This is a genomic window from Bifidobacterium sp. UTBIF-68 (assembly GCF_006408855.1).
Taxonomy (GTDB): domain Bacteria; phylum Actinomycetota; class Actinomycetes; order Actinomycetales; family Bifidobacteriaceae; genus Bifidobacterium; species Bifidobacterium reuteri.
Genome location: NZ_JFAN01000011.1, coordinates 16,670 through 32,254, shown reverse-complemented (window position 1 = coordinate 32,254; position 15,585 = coordinate 16,670). Strand labels below are relative to the sequence as shown.

At 61.3% G+C, this 15,585-nt stretch carries 12 protein-coding genes; all 12 read right to left on the bottom strand.

The window, feature by feature from the left end; all coding sequences use genetic code 11:
• Positions 1-52: 52 nt before the first annotated feature.
• Positions 53-943: an FxLYD domain-containing protein gene (locus BW14_RS03600; protein WP_140464706.1), complete on the bottom strand. Its 891-nt coding sequence runs from the start codon at positions 941-943 to the stop codon at positions 53-55.
• Complete coding sequence (locus BW14_RS03595; RefSeq protein ID WP_140464708.1) at positions 940-1,638, bottom strand: hypothetical protein; 699 nt, start codon at positions 1,636-1,638, stop codon at positions 940-942. The genes BW14_RS03600 and BW14_RS03595 overlap by 4 nt, the downstream gene beginning before the upstream one ends.
• 249 nt (positions 1,639-1,887) lie before the next feature.
• A complete protein-coding gene (gene pyrE, locus BW14_RS03590; protein WP_140464710.1) occupies positions 1,888-2,583 on the bottom strand; it encodes an orotate phosphoribosyltransferase in 696 nt (231 codons plus the stop codon).
• Positions 2,584-2,682: 99 nt separating this feature from the next.
• Positions 2,683-3,657, bottom strand: a complete 975-nt coding sequence (locus tag BW14_RS03585; protein ID WP_375137542.1) for a dihydroorotate dehydrogenase — start codon at positions 3,655-3,657, stop codon at positions 2,683-2,685.
• Entirely contained in the window at positions 3,645-4,469 is an 825-nt protein-coding gene (locus BW14_RS03580; RefSeq protein ID WP_140464712.1) for a dihydroorotate dehydrogenase electron transfer subunit, read from the bottom strand. The genes BW14_RS03585 and BW14_RS03580 overlap by 13 nt, the downstream gene beginning before the upstream one ends.
• Positions 4,470-4,491: 22 nt before the next feature.
• Positions 4,492-5,493: an orotidine-5'-phosphate decarboxylase gene (gene pyrF / locus BW14_RS03575; protein ID WP_140489274.1), complete on the bottom strand. Its 1,002-nt coding sequence runs from the start codon at positions 5,491-5,493 to the stop codon at positions 4,492-4,494.
• A gap of 59 nt (positions 5,494-5,552) precedes the next feature.
• Complete coding sequence (locus BW14_RS03570) at positions 5,553-7,067, bottom strand: dihydroorotase (protein ID WP_140464716.1); 1,515 nt, start codon at positions 7,065-7,067, stop codon at positions 5,553-5,555.
• Positions 7,064-7,483: an aspartate carbamoyltransferase regulatory subunit gene (locus BW14_RS03565; RefSeq protein WP_140464718.1), complete on the bottom strand. Its 420-nt coding sequence runs from the start codon at positions 7,481-7,483 to the stop codon at positions 7,064-7,066. The genes BW14_RS03570 and BW14_RS03565 overlap by 4 nt, the downstream gene beginning before the upstream one ends.
• Positions 7,483-8,445 carry an aspartate carbamoyltransferase gene (gene pyrB, locus BW14_RS03560; RefSeq protein WP_140464730.1) on the bottom strand — a complete coding sequence of 321 codons (963 nt, stop codon included), beginning with the start codon at positions 8,443-8,445 and terminating at the stop codon, positions 7,483-7,485. Before pyrB ends, BW14_RS03565 begins: the two co-directional genes overlap by 1 nt.
• Before the next feature lie 158 nt (positions 8,446-8,603).
• On the bottom strand, positions 8,604-11,864 hold the full coding sequence (locus BW14_RS03555) for a bifunctional [glutamine synthetase] adenylyltransferase/[glutamine synthetase]-adenylyl-L-tyrosine phosphorylase (RefSeq protein WP_140464720.1): 3,261 nt from the start codon (positions 11,862-11,864) through the stop codon (positions 8,604-8,606).
• A 96-nt stretch (positions 11,865-11,960) separates the two neighbouring features.
• Positions 11,961-12,806 carry a methylenetetrahydrofolate reductase [NAD(P)H] gene (gene metF / locus BW14_RS03550; protein ID WP_044088280.1) on the bottom strand — a complete coding sequence of 282 codons (846 nt, stop codon included), beginning with the start codon at positions 12,804-12,806 and terminating at the stop codon, positions 11,961-11,963.
• A 113-nt stretch (positions 12,807-12,919) separates the two neighbouring features.
• The gene (metE, locus tag BW14_RS03545) at positions 12,920-15,223 is read right to left on the bottom strand and encodes a 5-methyltetrahydropteroyltriglutamate--homocysteine S-methyltransferase (RefSeq protein ID WP_140464722.1); all 2,304 of its coding nucleotides are present in this window, start codon (positions 15,221-15,223) and stop codon (positions 12,920-12,922) included.
• Positions 15,224-15,585 lie beyond the last annotated feature (362 nt).

The following is a 15,585-nucleotide window of genomic DNA, read 5'->3' as shown; positions in this document are numbered from 1 at the left end:
TTCGGGGCATTTGCAATATGGACATGCGATACGGACGTGCAATATAGACGAATCAAAACTGCTTGGTCATGACGTCGGTGCCATACCGGCCGTATTCGCTGTTGCCGTCCGACGCGGTGGCACCCCATTTCACGGGTACGAATTTCGTGCCCGTAGGATTGTTCATGGTGAGTGACCTGATAGGGCAATCCGCGTTCGGAGCGCAAGTGGCGCCGGTCTCCCCCATGGCGAAGCCGGTACCCACCACATTCCCCTGAGCATCCTCAACCTGATAATAGACGGAGAAACTCGTCAACGTATACTGCGTCTGATTGTGCACAGTGGCGGTAATGGCGAAATACGAAGACGATGACTGCGAGACATCACCGATGGCGGCGACGGACAGCTCCGGAGTTTTGTCCTGCCGCTGGACTTGTTTGATCTCTTCAAGTAGATTGCCATAGCGTTCGCGCTCTGATTTGAGCTCCTCTATCTGAGTGCCGACATCCTTGATCTGCCGCTCACGGTTCGCTATGTCCTGCTTCGACTCCTCCAAATCGCTGTTCGCCCAGGTGAGCCGTTGCGATTCCCGGATGTAGTCGGGGCTCTGCTGCACGACGACGGACTTGCCTCCCAAACCATAGGCGACCCCGCCGAGCCACACAACCACGATTAATGCGACAAGACTCACCGCCAGCTTGGCCGGTGAGGCCATATGATGTGCATCGATATGTGCCGATGCCGCGCCCTTCCCCGCCTTCTCTGCGCTATCTTCGTCCGTGTCGGCGCCATGATGCCGGATAATCCCGCGCGCAATGTGCTTTACGGCAGTGAGCCAGGAGTCCAACGCCTCGAACATAGTGTCCGCCGCGTTGTGGCCCCCTATCGAATCATCATGGTTCAGCCATCCGGGTTCTTTGGATTCTTCCGCCTTGTGCTCGTTCTTCTTGTTGTCCTGGCTCATGGTATTGTCACCGTCTTGACGTCATCGGCGTATTGTGCGCCGATGGTTTTCGTGGAATCGGGGTCCTTGCTGTCGGCAATCGTCGCGTTGAAACTGACCGGCTTGATTGTGGCACCGGAGAACCCGGCATCCTTCACCATGTCCTCCGCCACCACGGTCTTGCCGGGATATACGACCACATTGGATACGTAGGCATTGCCCTCCCCATCCAGCACGTTTCCGTTCGATCCGATAATGGTGTATTTGACGACTGCCCCGAGCAAGACATGACCGGTGTTGTTGCGCACGGTGATTTTCGGGTAATAATACAAATCGATACTGCCCCCGGTAGCGGCATACAGCGGGTCCTCATCCGGGCTGATAGATTCGACGATCAGGGCTGGCTTCCCTGCTTGGGTATCGCCGCCGTATTGTTCGAACACCTTCCTGTCTGCTTCCGCCTGCTTCTTCTCTTCGGCCAAATCCTCGCGCAGCTCATTCCGTTTCTTGGTGAGCTCCTTTGTCGTGCTGCGGTTGGCTTTGATCTGATTCTCGGTCTTGGCGACCTGTGATGCCACTTCCTTGTAGCTCTGGTCGGTGGTGGGATCCTTGGTGACTCGTCCCACCGCGAATGCGCCGGCAAACACCATTGCGGCGATGAATATGAATCCGACTACCAGAATGATCGGCTTTCGAGATTTGGAACCTTCCCTCATACCTCTACTCTAGTGAGGCGAGGTATTGGATGCGGGCTTTGTCACCTAAAGTTCATCTTTTCCGATTCCCGACACATGCAGCGTGTCCGGACAGCGTGTCTGGAAGGTATGATCATCCATGATCTCCCCGCAATCTCAACGTGATCTTAAGCCTCGCTCCCCTTTGGTAAGTATGGGCATCAAAAAACGCTTCCCGAATACGAGAAGCGTTTTTCAGTCGGTCCCTGAAAGCACGGAAGCACGGAAGGGTCAGGCGCCGTACTGCTCGAGGTAGGATTCGGCACGTTGCCTGAGCTCGTGGCTGAGCAGCGGGGTGCCGTCTGCGTTCTTCATCTTGGCTGCGGCGTCGAAGATCTCGCGCACGTTGGCGATGGCGAGCACCGGGAAGCCGAACTCGGCCTCCACCGCCTTGACGGCGGACAGGTCGGAGTCCTTGGTCTTCTCCATGCGATCCACGGAGAGCACGAGACCCACGACCTCCACATCTGCCTCCGCCTTGAGCTTCGGAATCACTTCGCGCACAGCGGTGCCGGCGGTCATCACATCATCGACGAGCAGCACCTTCATGCCGTCCTTGAGCGGCGTGCCGACCATCCAGCCGCCATCGCCGTGGTCCTTCTTCTCCTTGCGGTCGAAGGTGTAGCCCACGGTCATGTTGTGGCGTGCGGTCAGCGCGATGGCGGTGGAGACGGCGAGCGGGATGCCCTTATAGGCCGGTCCGAACACGGTGTCGACATCACGCGGGATGGTGTTGTGCACGATCGCCTGGCTGATCTTCTCGGCGTAGAAGGCACCGAGAGTGGCGATCTTGCGGCCATCGTCGAAAGCGCCGGCGTTGATGAAGTACGGGCTCTGTCGGCCGGACTTCAGCGTGAAGTCACCGAATTTCAGCGCGTTGGATTCCAGCAGGAATTCGGTGAAGCGATGTGCGAGCGTTTCTGCCATTGTAGCTACCTCCAGGTCTTGTATCGGACGCCCAGACGGTCCGACCGCCGATTTGCCTCAACGTTCGCCTCGGCGAGGGGAATCGGCGGCCGAACCGTGTTACCTCCATGTGTTGCCTGCGGCAAGTTTAGCAGCGAGCTCGGGACGGGAGTCCAGCAGATCATCCAATTCGCGGGCAATGCGCAATGGGGCCACCGGGTCGAATAGGGCGGCCGCTCCCACTTCCACCGCATTGGCGCCGGCGTACAGGTATTCAAGCGCCTTCTCGCCGGAGTCGATGCCGCCGATGCCGATGATCGGGATGTCCGGCAGCACGGTGCGCGTACGGTAGACCGCGGCGATGCCGATGGGCAGAACTGCAGGACCGGACACGCCGCCGGTCTTGTTGGCGATGATCGGCTCGCCCGTGCGGATGTTCAGGCGCATGCCGAGCACGGTGTTGATCATGCTCAGGGCATCTGCACCGTGCTCGACTGCGGCGCGCGCAGGAACAGTGATGTCGGTGACATTCGGTGTGAGTTTGACGATGATCGGCTTGTCGGTCATCGGGCGAAGTTTATCCATCAGTGAGGAGAGGGCCACCGGGTCGGTGCCGACACTCATGCCTCCATGAGTCACGTTCGGGCAGCTCACGTTGATTTCGAGCATATCCGCGTCGGAGTCGGCGAGCTTGGCCACCACCTGCATGTAATCGTCATCGCAGTGACCGGCCACGTTGGCCACAACCAGCGCGCCTGCCTTCTTGAGCTTCGGCAGATCGTCCTCGAGATAATGGTCGACGCCGGGGTTCTGCAGGCCTACGGCGTTGAGGTTCGAGGCGGGGCCTTCGGCGGTGCGTGGGCTCGGGTTGCCCTCCCACGGCACCGGCGAGCAACCCTTGGTGCTTACCGCGCCGAGCTGACTGACATCATAGAACCAACGGACCGCGGCATACTGGAAGGTTCCGGATGCGGTTCCGACGGGATTCTTCCATTCCACGCCGGCGACCTTGGTGGAGTGCTTCCACTCGTGCGGTTCGTAGATGTTGATGTGGTTGTCGTTCTGATTGCTGTCGATCATCGTCACTCCCCCCATCCCAGTTGTTCGCGGGTGAACACAGGTCCGTCGGAGCAGACCTTGAGACGCCCGTCCACGGTGTCCACGGTGCACAGCACGCATGTGCCGTAGCCGCATCCCATGCGCTGTTCCATGCTGAGCTGGGCCGGGATGTCGCGTTCGGCTGCCCAAGCGGCCACCGCCTTCATCATCGGCAATGGTCCGCAGGAGAGGATGACTGGCTTGCGGTCGTAGGCCTTGAGGTCATCACTCTGTTCGAGTTTGTTGAGCAGATCGACTACATTGCCCTCGGCGTCGTCGATGCTCCAGGACCAGTCCGCATACCGGGAGACATATTCCTCGGCGAAATGGTCGTTGCGGTAGCCGAATACCGCTGTGGCGAAGGAGGCGTCGTTCTCGGCTAGCTTCTGCGCGGCATAGATCAGCGGGGGCACGCCGAGCCCGCCTCCTACCAGAATGTAGTTGGCGTCCTCCTTGAGGTTGAATCCTCGTCCCAAGGGGCCGAGCACATCCACGGTGTCGCCGGGTTCAAGTCGAGCAAGCTGTTCGGTGCCGTGGCCGATGACCGCGAATATGACGCTGACCTCATCGCCTTCGACCTCGCTGACGCCGAACGGGCGCGGCATCAACATGAAATCGTCGTGGGTGAACAGGTTCACGAACTGTGCGGGCTTGGCGTGGGATGCGATGAACGGGTCCCGGAAGGTCAGGCGCATGACCCTATCGGTCAGTTCACGCACGCCGGTAATCTCGACGCTGTGGCGAGGCGGGAAATAGCCTGCAGCCTGTGCTTCCGCCACCACATCATACGTTGGTGTGAATGTTGTCATTATGGATTCCTGCTCCGATCGGTCAACGGTACACGGCGAAACGAAGGGCGTCACGCATGTCGATGGCGGCTTGGCGGGCGCTTTCCGCGACAAGCTCGAGCGCCTGGTCGGCGCTCATGGATTCGGAATACCTGCCGCTCTTCTTCCATGCGCCGATGATACCGCGCGAGGAGTTGACTATTGCGCCGCTGCCTGTCTCGTCGAACATGCCGGCCACGTCCTGGGCGGTGCCTCCCTGGGCGCCATAGCCTGGCACCAGGAAGAACGTGTGGGGCATACGCTTGCGCAGGGCCCGGCCCTCCTCCGGATTCGTGGCTCCCACAACGGCACCCACCCGGGAATAGCCGTGCTGGCCGCGGGTTTCGGCACCCCAGCCCTCCACGAGGTCGGCCACATGTTCATAGACCTTCGTGCCGTCGGCCAGATCGAGCATCTGCAGTTCGCTGGAGGACGGGTTGGAGGTACGCACGAGCACGAAGATGTCCTTGTCGGAAGCGACGGCAGCATCCACGAACGGGGTGATGCCATCCGTGCCGAGATAGGGATTGACGGTGACGGCGTCCTCATGCCACGGGTCGAAGATGATGGATTCGCCGTTATCGGCGGCATCGTCGCCTTTCGCAGCATCCGCGCCCACGCCGCTCAGATGATGCGCATAGGCGGCGGCGGTGGAGCCGATGTCGCCGCGCTTGATGTCCCCCAGCACGTACAGGCCTTGCTGGGCGGCGTATTCGCAAGTCATCGTATACACGTCCACGCCTGCGGGGCCGAGCGCCTCATACATGGCAATCTGCGGCTTGACAGCGGGCACGATATCCGCGACCGCATTGATGATGGTTCGGTTGAACTCGAAATACGCCACGGCCAGTTGGGCGGCCGGAAGCTCTTCCGGGCTGTCCACCGAATCGCGTACCTCTTCCGCGAAACTCGCCACCACCTGCGGCGGTACCAGAGCCTCAGTGGGGTCGAGTCCGACGACGGATGGATTCTGTACGTTGGTGATTGCTTCGATCAGACGATCCATGCTGTTCCTTTTGCGCTTTTCGTAAGTCTCCTGCTGTGAGGTGGACTTGCCGTTGTCTACTACAGGCGGCTGAACATGAACTTCGAGCCGATGATGGTGGCGAGCGGACGTCCTGTGACCTGCCACCCGCCGAACGGGGTGTTGCGGGCCTTGGAATGGAACCGTTCGGGGTCCACGGTCCATGGCCTGTCGGTGGCGAGTACCACGAGATCCACGACAGAGGCATCGTCGACGCGGCTCAGGTCGAGCAGACGGTTCACACCCTCGCGGGCGGTCTGTGACGAGTCGGCCTTCTCCTCCGCGATCACACCGTCCGGGTCATCCCCGGTGGGCGCAGGCTCGGCCCAATCTTCAACCAGCGCCGCGATATCCGTGGCATCATGGCCCATCAGGGCCTGAGGTGCGACGGACATGAGCTCGATCAGCCTTTCGTCCGAGATGTGCCCGCCATCCACCAGCACCTTGTGGCATACGCCGTACGCGCATTCCAGTCCGATGATGCCGTTGGGAGCCTCGAGGAAGCCCTTCGCCTTCTCATCCATGGTGTGTGGCGCATGGTCTGTGGCGAGCAGGTCCACGGTGCCGTCTGCGATGGCTGCGATGGTGGCCTGACGGTCGGCTTCGGAACGCAGCGGCGGATTCATCTTGGCGAGTGTGCCGTATTCGAGCAGCGCCTCGTCGCTCAGCGCCAGATAGTGCGGCGCGGTCTCGCAGGTGACCGGCAGCCCTTCGGCTTTGGCCTTGCGTATGGCCTCGAACGAGATCGCCGTGCTCACATGCTGGAAATGCACATGGATGCCGGTGCGTCGTGCGGCTTCGATGTCCCGCGTCACGATCTTCAGTTCGGTGTCTTCGGGGATGCCTGGCACGCCAAGATTGCGGGAGACCGGCCCCTCGTTGACCGCACCAGTGTCATGATGCTCGCAATGCTCGATGAGGTACAGGTCGGATGCCTTGGCATTGGCGAGCACCTGGTCGAGGATCGGCTCGGGAACCGCAGCGCCGTCGTCACTGATCGCGGTGACAGGGTGTTCGTTCATCGCCGGCGTCTTGGCGTCATCCTGGAATCCGGGCACATAGCGTAGCCAATCGGAGATATCGCTGGCCTCCGCTCCTGCGCGATCCTTGGATGCGCACACGCACAGGTCGTAACGGACCGGCAGTTTCACGTCATGCGCGGCATCGTAGTTCTGCAGGAAATCGATGACATTGGCGAAGCCGGCGTCGACCACTTCGCGCGCGCCGGGCTTGCCGGCCTCGGCGTCCACCGTGGTGACGGCCTGCCCGTCGAGCGCCGGCAAGGTGTTCGGCATGATGAGCACATTCGTGTACCCGCCCGAAGCCGATGCGCGGCACCCGGAGACCATGGACTCCTTGTAGGTCTGGCCCGGGTCGCGGAAATGCACATGCGGGTCGGCGAAGCCGGGGCCCAGCGTCAGACCGGTGGCGTCGATGTCGGCGCCGTCACGGACGGTATCGGTGTCGGCGAAGTATGCGTCCGCAAGGCCGGGAACCGTCAGATCGATGATTTCGCCGGTGTTCCAGACCTTGATGTTGCGTAGGGTGATGCTCACAGTTTTGCTTCCTCGTCGCAGTAATCGCAGCGGTATTCGAGACGTTCGGAATGCACCAGATGGAACATCTGTTTGATGCCCGGTTCGGTGGTGGTCACGCAGCGTGGGTTGACGCACTTGATGACACCCACGATGTGTTCGGGCAGGCGAGGCTGCTTCTTTTCAACGATGTGTCCGCCACGGACCACGTCCACAGTGGCTTGGCGTGCGACGAAGCCGAGCACATCGAGGTCGATGTCCTTGTCGTCCTCGATCTTGATGATGTCCTTGGAGCCGAACCGATGCGATGTGGTGTTCATGATCAGCGCGAGCTTGGTTTTTGACGGATCAATCTTCAGGTATTCCAGTACCTTCAGCGAGGTGCCGGCGGGCACGTGATCGATGATGATGCCGTTTTGGATGCTGGTGACTTCCATCAGGCTTGCACCTCCTTGGAGCTGAGCGGTTCGTAACCGGGCAGGTCGTCGCCCACCACGGTGCTTTCGAGGGCCATACGCATGAGCATGCCGTTCTTGACCTGTTCGAAGTAGGCGGCACGGGGATCGTCGTCCACTTCGACGGCGATCTCGTTGACGCGCGGCAGCGGGTGCAGCACGGCCATGTTGGGCTTGGCGAGGGAGAGCTTGTCCTCGTCGAGGATGTAGGTATCACGCAGGCGCAGATAGTCGTCTTCGTTGAAGAAGCGCTCCTTCTGCACGCGGGTCATGTACAGCACGTCGAGGTCGCCGATCACGGACGCCAGGTCGCGCACCTCCACATAGGAGCAGCTCGGCGTGGCGTTGATGCGGTCTATGACATATTGCGGGGTTTTCAACTCGTCAGGGCTGATGAGGATGAAGCGCACGTTGCCGAAGCGGCACAGGGTCTCAATCAGGGAGTGCACGGTGCGGCCGAACATGAGGTCTCCGCACAGGCCCACGGTCAGGTCGTTGACACGGCCGAAGCGCGACTGCAGCGTGGCCAGGTCGGCGAGCGTCTGCGTGGGGTGCATATGGCCGCCATCGCCGGCGTTGATGACGGGCACGGAGGCGGCACGGGACGCGACGAGCGCAGCGCCTTCCTTCGGATGACGGATGGCGACCACATCAACATAGTTGGAGACGGTTTTCAACGTGTCGGCGATGGACTCGCCCTTGGTCACCGAAGCAAGCTGCGCTCCGGCGAAACCGATGACCTTGCCACCGAGGCGAAGCATCGCGGTCTCGAAGCTCAGGCGCGTGCGGGTGGACGGCTCATAGAACAATGTGGCCAATACCCTACCCTCGCAGGTGTGTGACACCTCCTTGCGATGCGCGTCGATGTACTGCGCCTTGTGTAGCAAATCCCGAATCTGTGCGATGGAGAGATCATCAAGCGAGATGACGCTTTTACCGATCATCGGCGTCTCCGCCGGCTCTTGTGGAGTTGACACGGCTCACCTTTCGTGCGTGAAGCGGATAAGGTGGCCACTAATGTGACCTCTCCGACTATAGACCATTTTCAGGACGCCCGCAGGGCCCTGCCGTCACCCGCGCGTCACCCCGCGTTCATATAGTGTCAACGCTGGGCGCGGCGGCGGTTGGCCTCCAATCTTGGCGCTATGACGTGCATGCGAGGCTTCGCCGGCTTCTGCGCACCGGCGGAACCGGCTGCGCCGCCCGATGCTCCTGAGCGACCGCCGACCGTCAAACCGGGCCCCGAGGAATAATCGTCCTCCGCCTGTCCGTAGAACAGGCGCTGGCACACGTCACGGCATTTGCGCATCACGGCGAGCAGATCGTTTTCGAAATGCTGGCCACGGTGTGCTCCATAGCCCAGATATACGGCGATTCCTCCAAGCGAATAGATGTCGTCCGGAAGGATATCCGCCTGGTTGGCGCGCCCGGACCATAGGTAGTTGCCATTGCGCGCCGCGGTGCATGTCGTCCATGCCTTGCGAAGCTGCATGGCGTCCATCGGACTGACCAGCTTCTTGGCCTCCAGCACGTCCAAAGCCTCGAGCGTGCCGTTGACACGCAGGTCCTTGATGGTTCCGGCATGTTGGAGCTGCAGCAGTTGCACGGTCCATTCCACGTCGGAAAGTCCGCCTTTGCCGAGTTTCAGATGACGCTCACGACGCACGCCGCGCGGCAGTCGTTCGGCTTCCATACGGGCTTTGAGCTTGCGTATGCTTTGCAGTTCGGCGTCACTCAGCTCCTGCGTCGGATAACGCAGCGGGTCGGCGATGTTGATGAGAAAATCACGCGCCAGTTCGGCGTCCCCCGCCGCATAGCGGGCACGCAGCAATGCCTGATGCTCCCATGTGGATGCCCAGGACCCGTAATACTCCTCGCATGAGGCGTAGGAGCGGATGATCGGCCCGTTCTTACCTTCCGGCCGCAGGTCCAGGTCGAGTTCGATCTTCGGCTCGAATGTGGTGGGGCCCTGAAGAATGTTGCGCAGATCCTCCACGACCTTCTTGGCGAAGGTGTTGGCCTGGGTGTCTTCGGCTCCATCGGTCGGACGGTAGATCAGAATCGCGTCGGCATCGGAGCTGAAGTTCACTTCACGCCCGCCGTAGCGGCCCATTGCAATCACCGTGATATCCGCCGGCGCATGGTCCAAGCCGAACATTTCGGTCTGATGGCGTATCGACCAATTCAGCGATGCGTCGATAATGGCGTCGTACACGTCGGTCATCGCCTTCAGGCTTGTCCCGTCATCCATGACGCCGCTCATCCACGCCAATCCGATGCGCTCGATCTCATGGCGGCGCATGGCTCGCACCGAATTGGCGAACTCGTTCATGCTGGCGCTGAACCGTTCGAGCGCGGAGCTGGTCTGCACATCCAGCGCCTCACGGGTGCGCGCCTGAAGATTGCCGTCATCGCCGAGCCAGCTGATGGACTCCACGGATTTGTTGAGCGCATCACCAAGGAATCGCGAATTCGACAGCACATGGCAGAGGCGCTGCGCGGCGGAGGTGGAATCGCGCAGGAATCCAAGATAGCCGGATTCAGTGCCGAAGTTCTCTTCCAGCTTGCGCCAGTTCAGCAAACCCATGTCGGGATTCTGGCCGTCACCGAGCCATTGCAGCACGGCAGGCAGAATGATGCGGTTGATTTTCGCCGCCCGGCCCACGCCTGCGGTAAGCGCCTGCACGTGGCGGATGGCGGCATCCGGGTCTCCGAATCCGATGGAGGCGAAACGCTCCTGTGCCGCCGCCACGCTTAGCGTGATCTGGTCATCCTCGAGTTGTGCATTGACCGGCAGCATCGGACGGTAATAGATGTCCAGATGCAGGTGACGCACCTCGCGGCGAGTATCGTCATACTTGTCCACGAGCTGTTCGGGATGCAGCCCGAATGCACGGGCGAGGCGGCGCAGCTCCTGGTTCCGGTTGAGCTCGTCGACGTCGATGTCCCGCTTCTTCTCCAGTCCGCCCACCGAGGCGCGGCCGAGGTCGGGGAACAGATGCGTGCGTTTGAGCGACCATATCTGCTGGCGATGCTCCATCACGCGCTCGAATCGGTAATCCTGGGACATGCGCGCGGCTTGTTTGCGGGAGATATATCCGCCCTCGGACAGTCGTTGCAGCGAGTCGAGCGTGTTGCTGGTGCGCAGCGTTTCATCGGTGCGTCCATGCACCAGCTGAAGCATCTGCACGGTGAATTCGACATCGCGCAGGCCACCGCGTCCCAGCTTGATCTCCCGGTCCTTCAACGGCGCCGGAATCAGGTCCTCGACTCGCTTGCGCATCTTCTGGCAATCGTAGACGAAGTTCTTGCGCTTGGACGCGCTCCAGACGAACGGACGGGTCATGGCCATGTACGCCTGGCCGAGTTCCGGGTCACCGGCCACAGGACGGGCCTTCAGCAGCGCCTGGAACTCCCAGTTCTCGGCCCATTGCTCGTAATAGTTCTTGTGCGATTCGAGCACGCGCACCAGCTGGCCGTCCTTGCCTTCGGGCCGCAATCCCCCATCGATTTGCCACAATGGCTGCTCTGCGACTCCCATGATCGTGGATTGGCATACACGTTGCAGCATAGTGCCCATTTTGGTGCCCACGCGAATCAGCGTCTGATGGTCGACGTCTTTGCTTGCCGGCTCCACTACATAGATGAGATCCACATCGGATACGTAGTTCAGCTCCTGCGCCCCGAGCTTTCCCATGCCGATGATGGTGAAGCGCACCTGATCGCTGCCTTCCACCTCTCGGCGGGCGATGGCCAACGCCCCTTCCAACGCCGCGTCGGCGAGATCGGACAGCTCATGGCTGATGATGGGCTGGATGGCCGTGGGATCATCCGCTTCCGCATCCTGGGCGATGATGGCGGCGAGCTGCCTGCGGTATGCGGCCCGCAAAGCCGTGGCCGCTTCCGCCAACGCCTTGCCTGCTTTCGGGCTGGTCCGCTCCTCAGGGTCCGCACCGACCGCCTGCAGCAGCCGCGCGCGACGCTGCGCATGGTTGAACAGGTGGCTATTGCAGTCGTCCACAGCTGCAGCCGCCACAAGATCGGGCCTGAAACGCATGAATTTGCCCATGGCGTCGGACACGCCCAGCACGGTGACGAGACGTTTGAGCGCGGCCCCGTCCGGTATCACCTGTCGCAGATCGCGGCCACCGGACTGCATGGCATTGACGATGTCCACGAAATTGCCCAAAGCCACATCGGGATCGCATGCATGGGATAGATATCCGAGCAGCTCGGAGCACTGGGCATCGTCAATGCCGTCCACCTTGAGCTGATGGAACAGGTCGCGGGCTTTGTCCAGGTCCTGTATGCCGGCACGGATAAGCGCCATCGAGCTGAGCGTAAACGTCGTCACTGCATCCATAAGGCACCACTATATACCGTGGGCGACGGTCCGCCCGTTATTGTCTTGGTTCCCGCAGACCGGCACCTTCATGGCCGCAGCGAAGACGGCGCAGAACTATTCGCTGAAGAGCGGCTGCACGTTTCGCCAGATGCGGCGGGTGGTCGCGGGGTGGTTCATCGAATACAGGTGGATGCCGTCCACGCCGTGTGCCACGAGGTCGGTGATCTGTTCGGAGGCGTAGGCGATGCCGGCCGCGCGCATGGCTTCGGCGTCGCCCTCCCAACGGTCCAGCATCACGGCCAGATGGTCGGGGATGCGAGAAGCGTTGCGTTCGGCCATGCGGCGGACGGACTTGGCGCCGCGAACCGGCATGATGCCCGCCTCGATGGGCACGTCGATGCCGGCCGCATGGGCCTTGTCGAGGAACCGGTAGAAGTCGTCGTTGTCGTAGAAGAGCTGGGAGATCAGGTGGGTGACGCCAGCATCCACCTTGGTCTTCAGGTTGACGATGTCCTCGTCGAGCGAGGAGGACTGATAGTGGCCTTCCGGATAGCACGCGCCGAACACCTTGATCTCGGGCTTGCGTTCGCGGATGTAGGCGACGAGGTCGCTGGCGTGTTCGAAGACGCCGACCGGCTCCTCCCCCTCGATGTAGTCGCCGCGCAGGGCGAGCACGGCCTGGACGCCTGCCTGTTCAAACATGTCGAGCGCTTCGTCCACCTTGTTCCGATCGGAATAGAGCGCTGTCAGATGGGCCACTGCCGGGATGCCGTATTCGTTGCGGATGGTGTTGGCGATGCGGGCGGTGGCGGTTCGGTCCGTGTGGGTGCCGTGCCCGTAGGTCACTGAGATGAAGTCCGGCTCCAGCCCCTCGAGGCCGTCAAGCGTGTCATAGATCGTTCCCACAGGCGCGTTCCTTTTCGGCGGGAACACTTCCAATGAAAACATGGGCGTATGCATATTAGCTTCCTTACACGCATTATGGTTCCCCTCACTGAGGGGAACCATCACAACGAATCAACAACCGCAAGCGCTGGCTATCGGCTCCCTCTGATGAGAGAGCCGAATAAGGACTACTTCTCCAGCTTGGCGCGCACGGCCTTGGCTGCGGCGACCAAGTGCTCGAGGCTCGGCCAGGTCTCGGCGTTGCCGCGGGTCTTCAGACCGCAGTCCGGGTTGATCCACACCTTCTCGACGTTCATCTTCTTGAGGATTTCGTAGATGCGGTCCTCAATCTCCTGCTCGGAGGGGATGCGCGGCGAGTGGATGTCGTAGACGCCCGGACCGGCTTCGGTCTCGAAGTGGGCATCGTGGATGGCGTCGAGCACCACCAGATCGCCGCGGGAGGCTTCGAAGGAGATCACGTCGGCGTCCATCGCGTCGATGTCGCGGATGATGTCGTTGAACTCGGAGTAGCACATGTGCGTGTGAATCTGCGTGGTGGGCTTGACGGCGGAGTGCACCAGACGGAAGGCGGGCACTGCCCAGTCGAGGTACTTCACATGCCAGTCGGACTTCCTCAGCGGCAGCTTCTCGCGCAGTGCTGCCTCGTCGATCTGGATGACCTTGATGCCGGCTGCCTCGAGGTCGAGCACCTCGTCACGGATGGCGAGAGCCAGCTGCTTGGTCTGCTCCTCATGGGTGATGTCCTCGCGCGGCCAGGACCAGTTGAGGATGGTCACCGGGCCGGTGAGCATGCCCTTCATCACGTGCTCGGTGCGGGACTGTGCGTATGCGGACCATTCGACGGTGATCGGCTTGGCGCGGGAGACGTCACCCCAGACGATCGGAGGCTTGACGCAACGGGTGCCGTAGGACTGCACCCAGGCGTTCTTAGTGAACAGGAAGCCGTTGAGGTTCTGGCCGAAGTATTCGACCATGTCGTTGCGTTCGAATTCGCCGTGGACCAGCACGTCCAGGCCGATCTCCTCCTGATGCTTGATGCAGGCGTCGATCTGGGCCTTGATGAACTCGTCGTAGGCTTCCTTGGTGATCTCACCCTTGCGCAGCTTGGCGCGCTCGGCGCGAACTTCCTTGGTCTGGGGGAAGGAACCGATGGTGGTGGTGGGCAGCAGCGGCAGGCCAAGGGCCTCACGCTGCAGCTTCTGACGCTCCTCGCGGGCCGGCTGGCGCACGAAATCGTCTGCGGTGAGCCCGGCCACGCGCTCGGCGACGGCGGGATCGGCGGCCACGCGGGTGCCGTCGAACAGGGCCTGGTTGGCAGCGAGGGCGGCGGACGCCTTCTTCTCGTCCTCGGTAGCATCGGCGAGGACGGCCACCTCCTTGAGCTCATCGAGCTTCTCGACGGCGAAAGCGAAGTGCTTGAGATCCTCGGCGGGGATGCCGGTCTCGCCTTCGGTGCTGAACGGCACGTGCAGCAGCGAGGATGCGGTGGAGACGGCCACATTGGCGGTGACCTGCTTGATGGCGTCCACCAGGCCGAGCGAGGTGGCGTAATTGTTGCGCCAGATGTTGCGGCCGTTGATCACGCCGGCGAAGATGGTGGTCTCGGAAGCGACGCCGTACTTGGACACGGCTTCGAGATTCTCCTCGCGGCCCTCGTTGAGGTCGAGGCCGATGCCGTCGAAGCCGAGGAGGTTCACGGTCTCGTAGATGTCGGCGATATGGCCGAAGTAGGTGTTGAGGAGCACCTTGACGCCGGCCTTGGCGGCCAGGATCTTGGTGTAGAGGCTCTTGAAGAGCTCCACGTCGCCGGGTTCCTTGTCGAGCACGAGATACGGCTCGTCAAGCTGCAGCCACTGGGCGCCCAGCTCGTTGAACTTGCCAAGCACCTCGGCGTAGACGGCGGCCACGGCGTTGACCAGGCCCTTGTCGTACTCGAGCTTCTGCGCGTTGGCGCCACGGGCGAGCTTGAGGAAGGTGTACGGGCCGATGAGCACCGGCTTGGTGAGGATGCCGAGCGCCTTGGCCTCGTTGAACTCATCGAACGGCTTGGTGGAGTTGAGCTTGATCCCCTCGCTCGATTCCAGTTCGGGAACGATGTAGTGATAGTTGGTGGTGAACCACTTCTTCATCGGCAGTGCGGTGACGTCGCCCTTGTCGCCCTGATAGCCGCGCGCCATGGAGAACAGCGTGTCCTCCTGGTTCTCGAAGGCCAGACGCTCGTAACGCTTCGGGATGACGTTGAGGAGGATGGCGGTGTCCAGCAGCTGGTCGAAGTAGCTGAAATCATTGCTTGGAATCAGATCGATTCCGGCGTTCTGCTGGAGCTTCCAGTGCTTGGCGCGCAGTTCGGCCGCCGTGGCCTTTACCGCCGCCAGGTCGTTGGCGCCCTTCCAATAGCCTTCGATGATCTTCTTCAGTTCGCGGTTCTGCCCGATGCGGGGGAATCCGGAGACGGAAGTGAGAGTGGACATGAATCCTCCAATAGTTGCGTTCGTAACCCGACTCAGGCTATCAAACCATCGGCCATGAGGACCCATAAGAACGTTTTGAGTGTCGTTATAGCTGAAATTTATAGGCGCTAAGGATATACCCCATAAGGGTATCCCCACATACTACGAGGGCAAGAAGCTGGTGGCTCGTATCGCAATCGTCTAAGCGGTATTGGCCTCTGATGGGACGTTGCCGTGAAGCAAACAGCGGAGCTGTTTGTAGGCAACGTGCGAGCCGACAGGCGAGCCAGCAGGCTGCGCGCAGAGCGCGTCCATGATTGCAGAACGGGCTGGCTGCGAAGTCGACTGGAGGAGAGACATCTGCAATACGCGATAATTAGTGA

Excerpts from the sequence above, each read along its gene's own strand:
- BW14_RS03585 (WP_375137542.1), bottom strand. The coding sequence starts at position 3,657 with ATGGGGGGAGTGACGATGATCGACAGCAATCAGAACGACAACCACATC.
- pyrE (WP_140464710.1), bottom strand. The coding sequence starts at position 2,583 with ATGGCAGAAACGCTCGCACATCGCTTCACCGAATTCCTGCTGGAATCC.
- BW14_RS03555 (WP_140464720.1), bottom strand. The coding sequence starts at position 11,864 with ATGGATGCAGTGACGACGTTTACGCTCAGCTCGATGGCGCTTATCCGT.
- pyrF (WP_140489274.1), bottom strand. The coding sequence starts at position 5,493 with ATGGATCGTCTGATCGAAGCAATCACCAACGTACAGAATCCATCCGTC.
- metF (WP_044088280.1), bottom strand. The coding sequence starts at position 12,806 with ATGCATACGCCCATGTTTTCATTGGAAGTGTTCCCGCCGAAAAGGAAC.
- pyrB (WP_140464730.1), bottom strand. The coding sequence starts at position 8,445 with ATGATCGGTAAAAGCGTCATCTCGCTTGATGATCTCTCCATCGCACAG.
- BW14_RS03565 (WP_140464718.1), bottom strand. The coding sequence starts at position 7,483 with ATGGAAGTCACCAGCATCCAAAACGGCATCATCATCGATCACGTGCCC.
- BW14_RS03595 (WP_140464708.1), bottom strand. The coding sequence starts at position 1,638 with ATGAGGGAAGGTTCCAAATCTCGAAAGCCGATCATTCTGGTAGTCGGA.
- metE (WP_140464722.1), bottom strand. The coding sequence starts at position 15,223 with ATGTCCACTCTCACTTCCGTCTCCGGATTCCCCCGCATCGGGCAGAAC.
- BW14_RS03580 (WP_140464712.1), bottom strand. The coding sequence starts at position 4,469 with ATGACAACATTCACACCAACGTATGATGTGGTGGCGGAAGCACAGGCT.
- BW14_RS03600 (WP_140464706.1), bottom strand. The coding sequence starts at position 943 with ATGAGCCAGGACAACAAGAAGAACGAGCACAAGGCGGAAGAATCCAAA.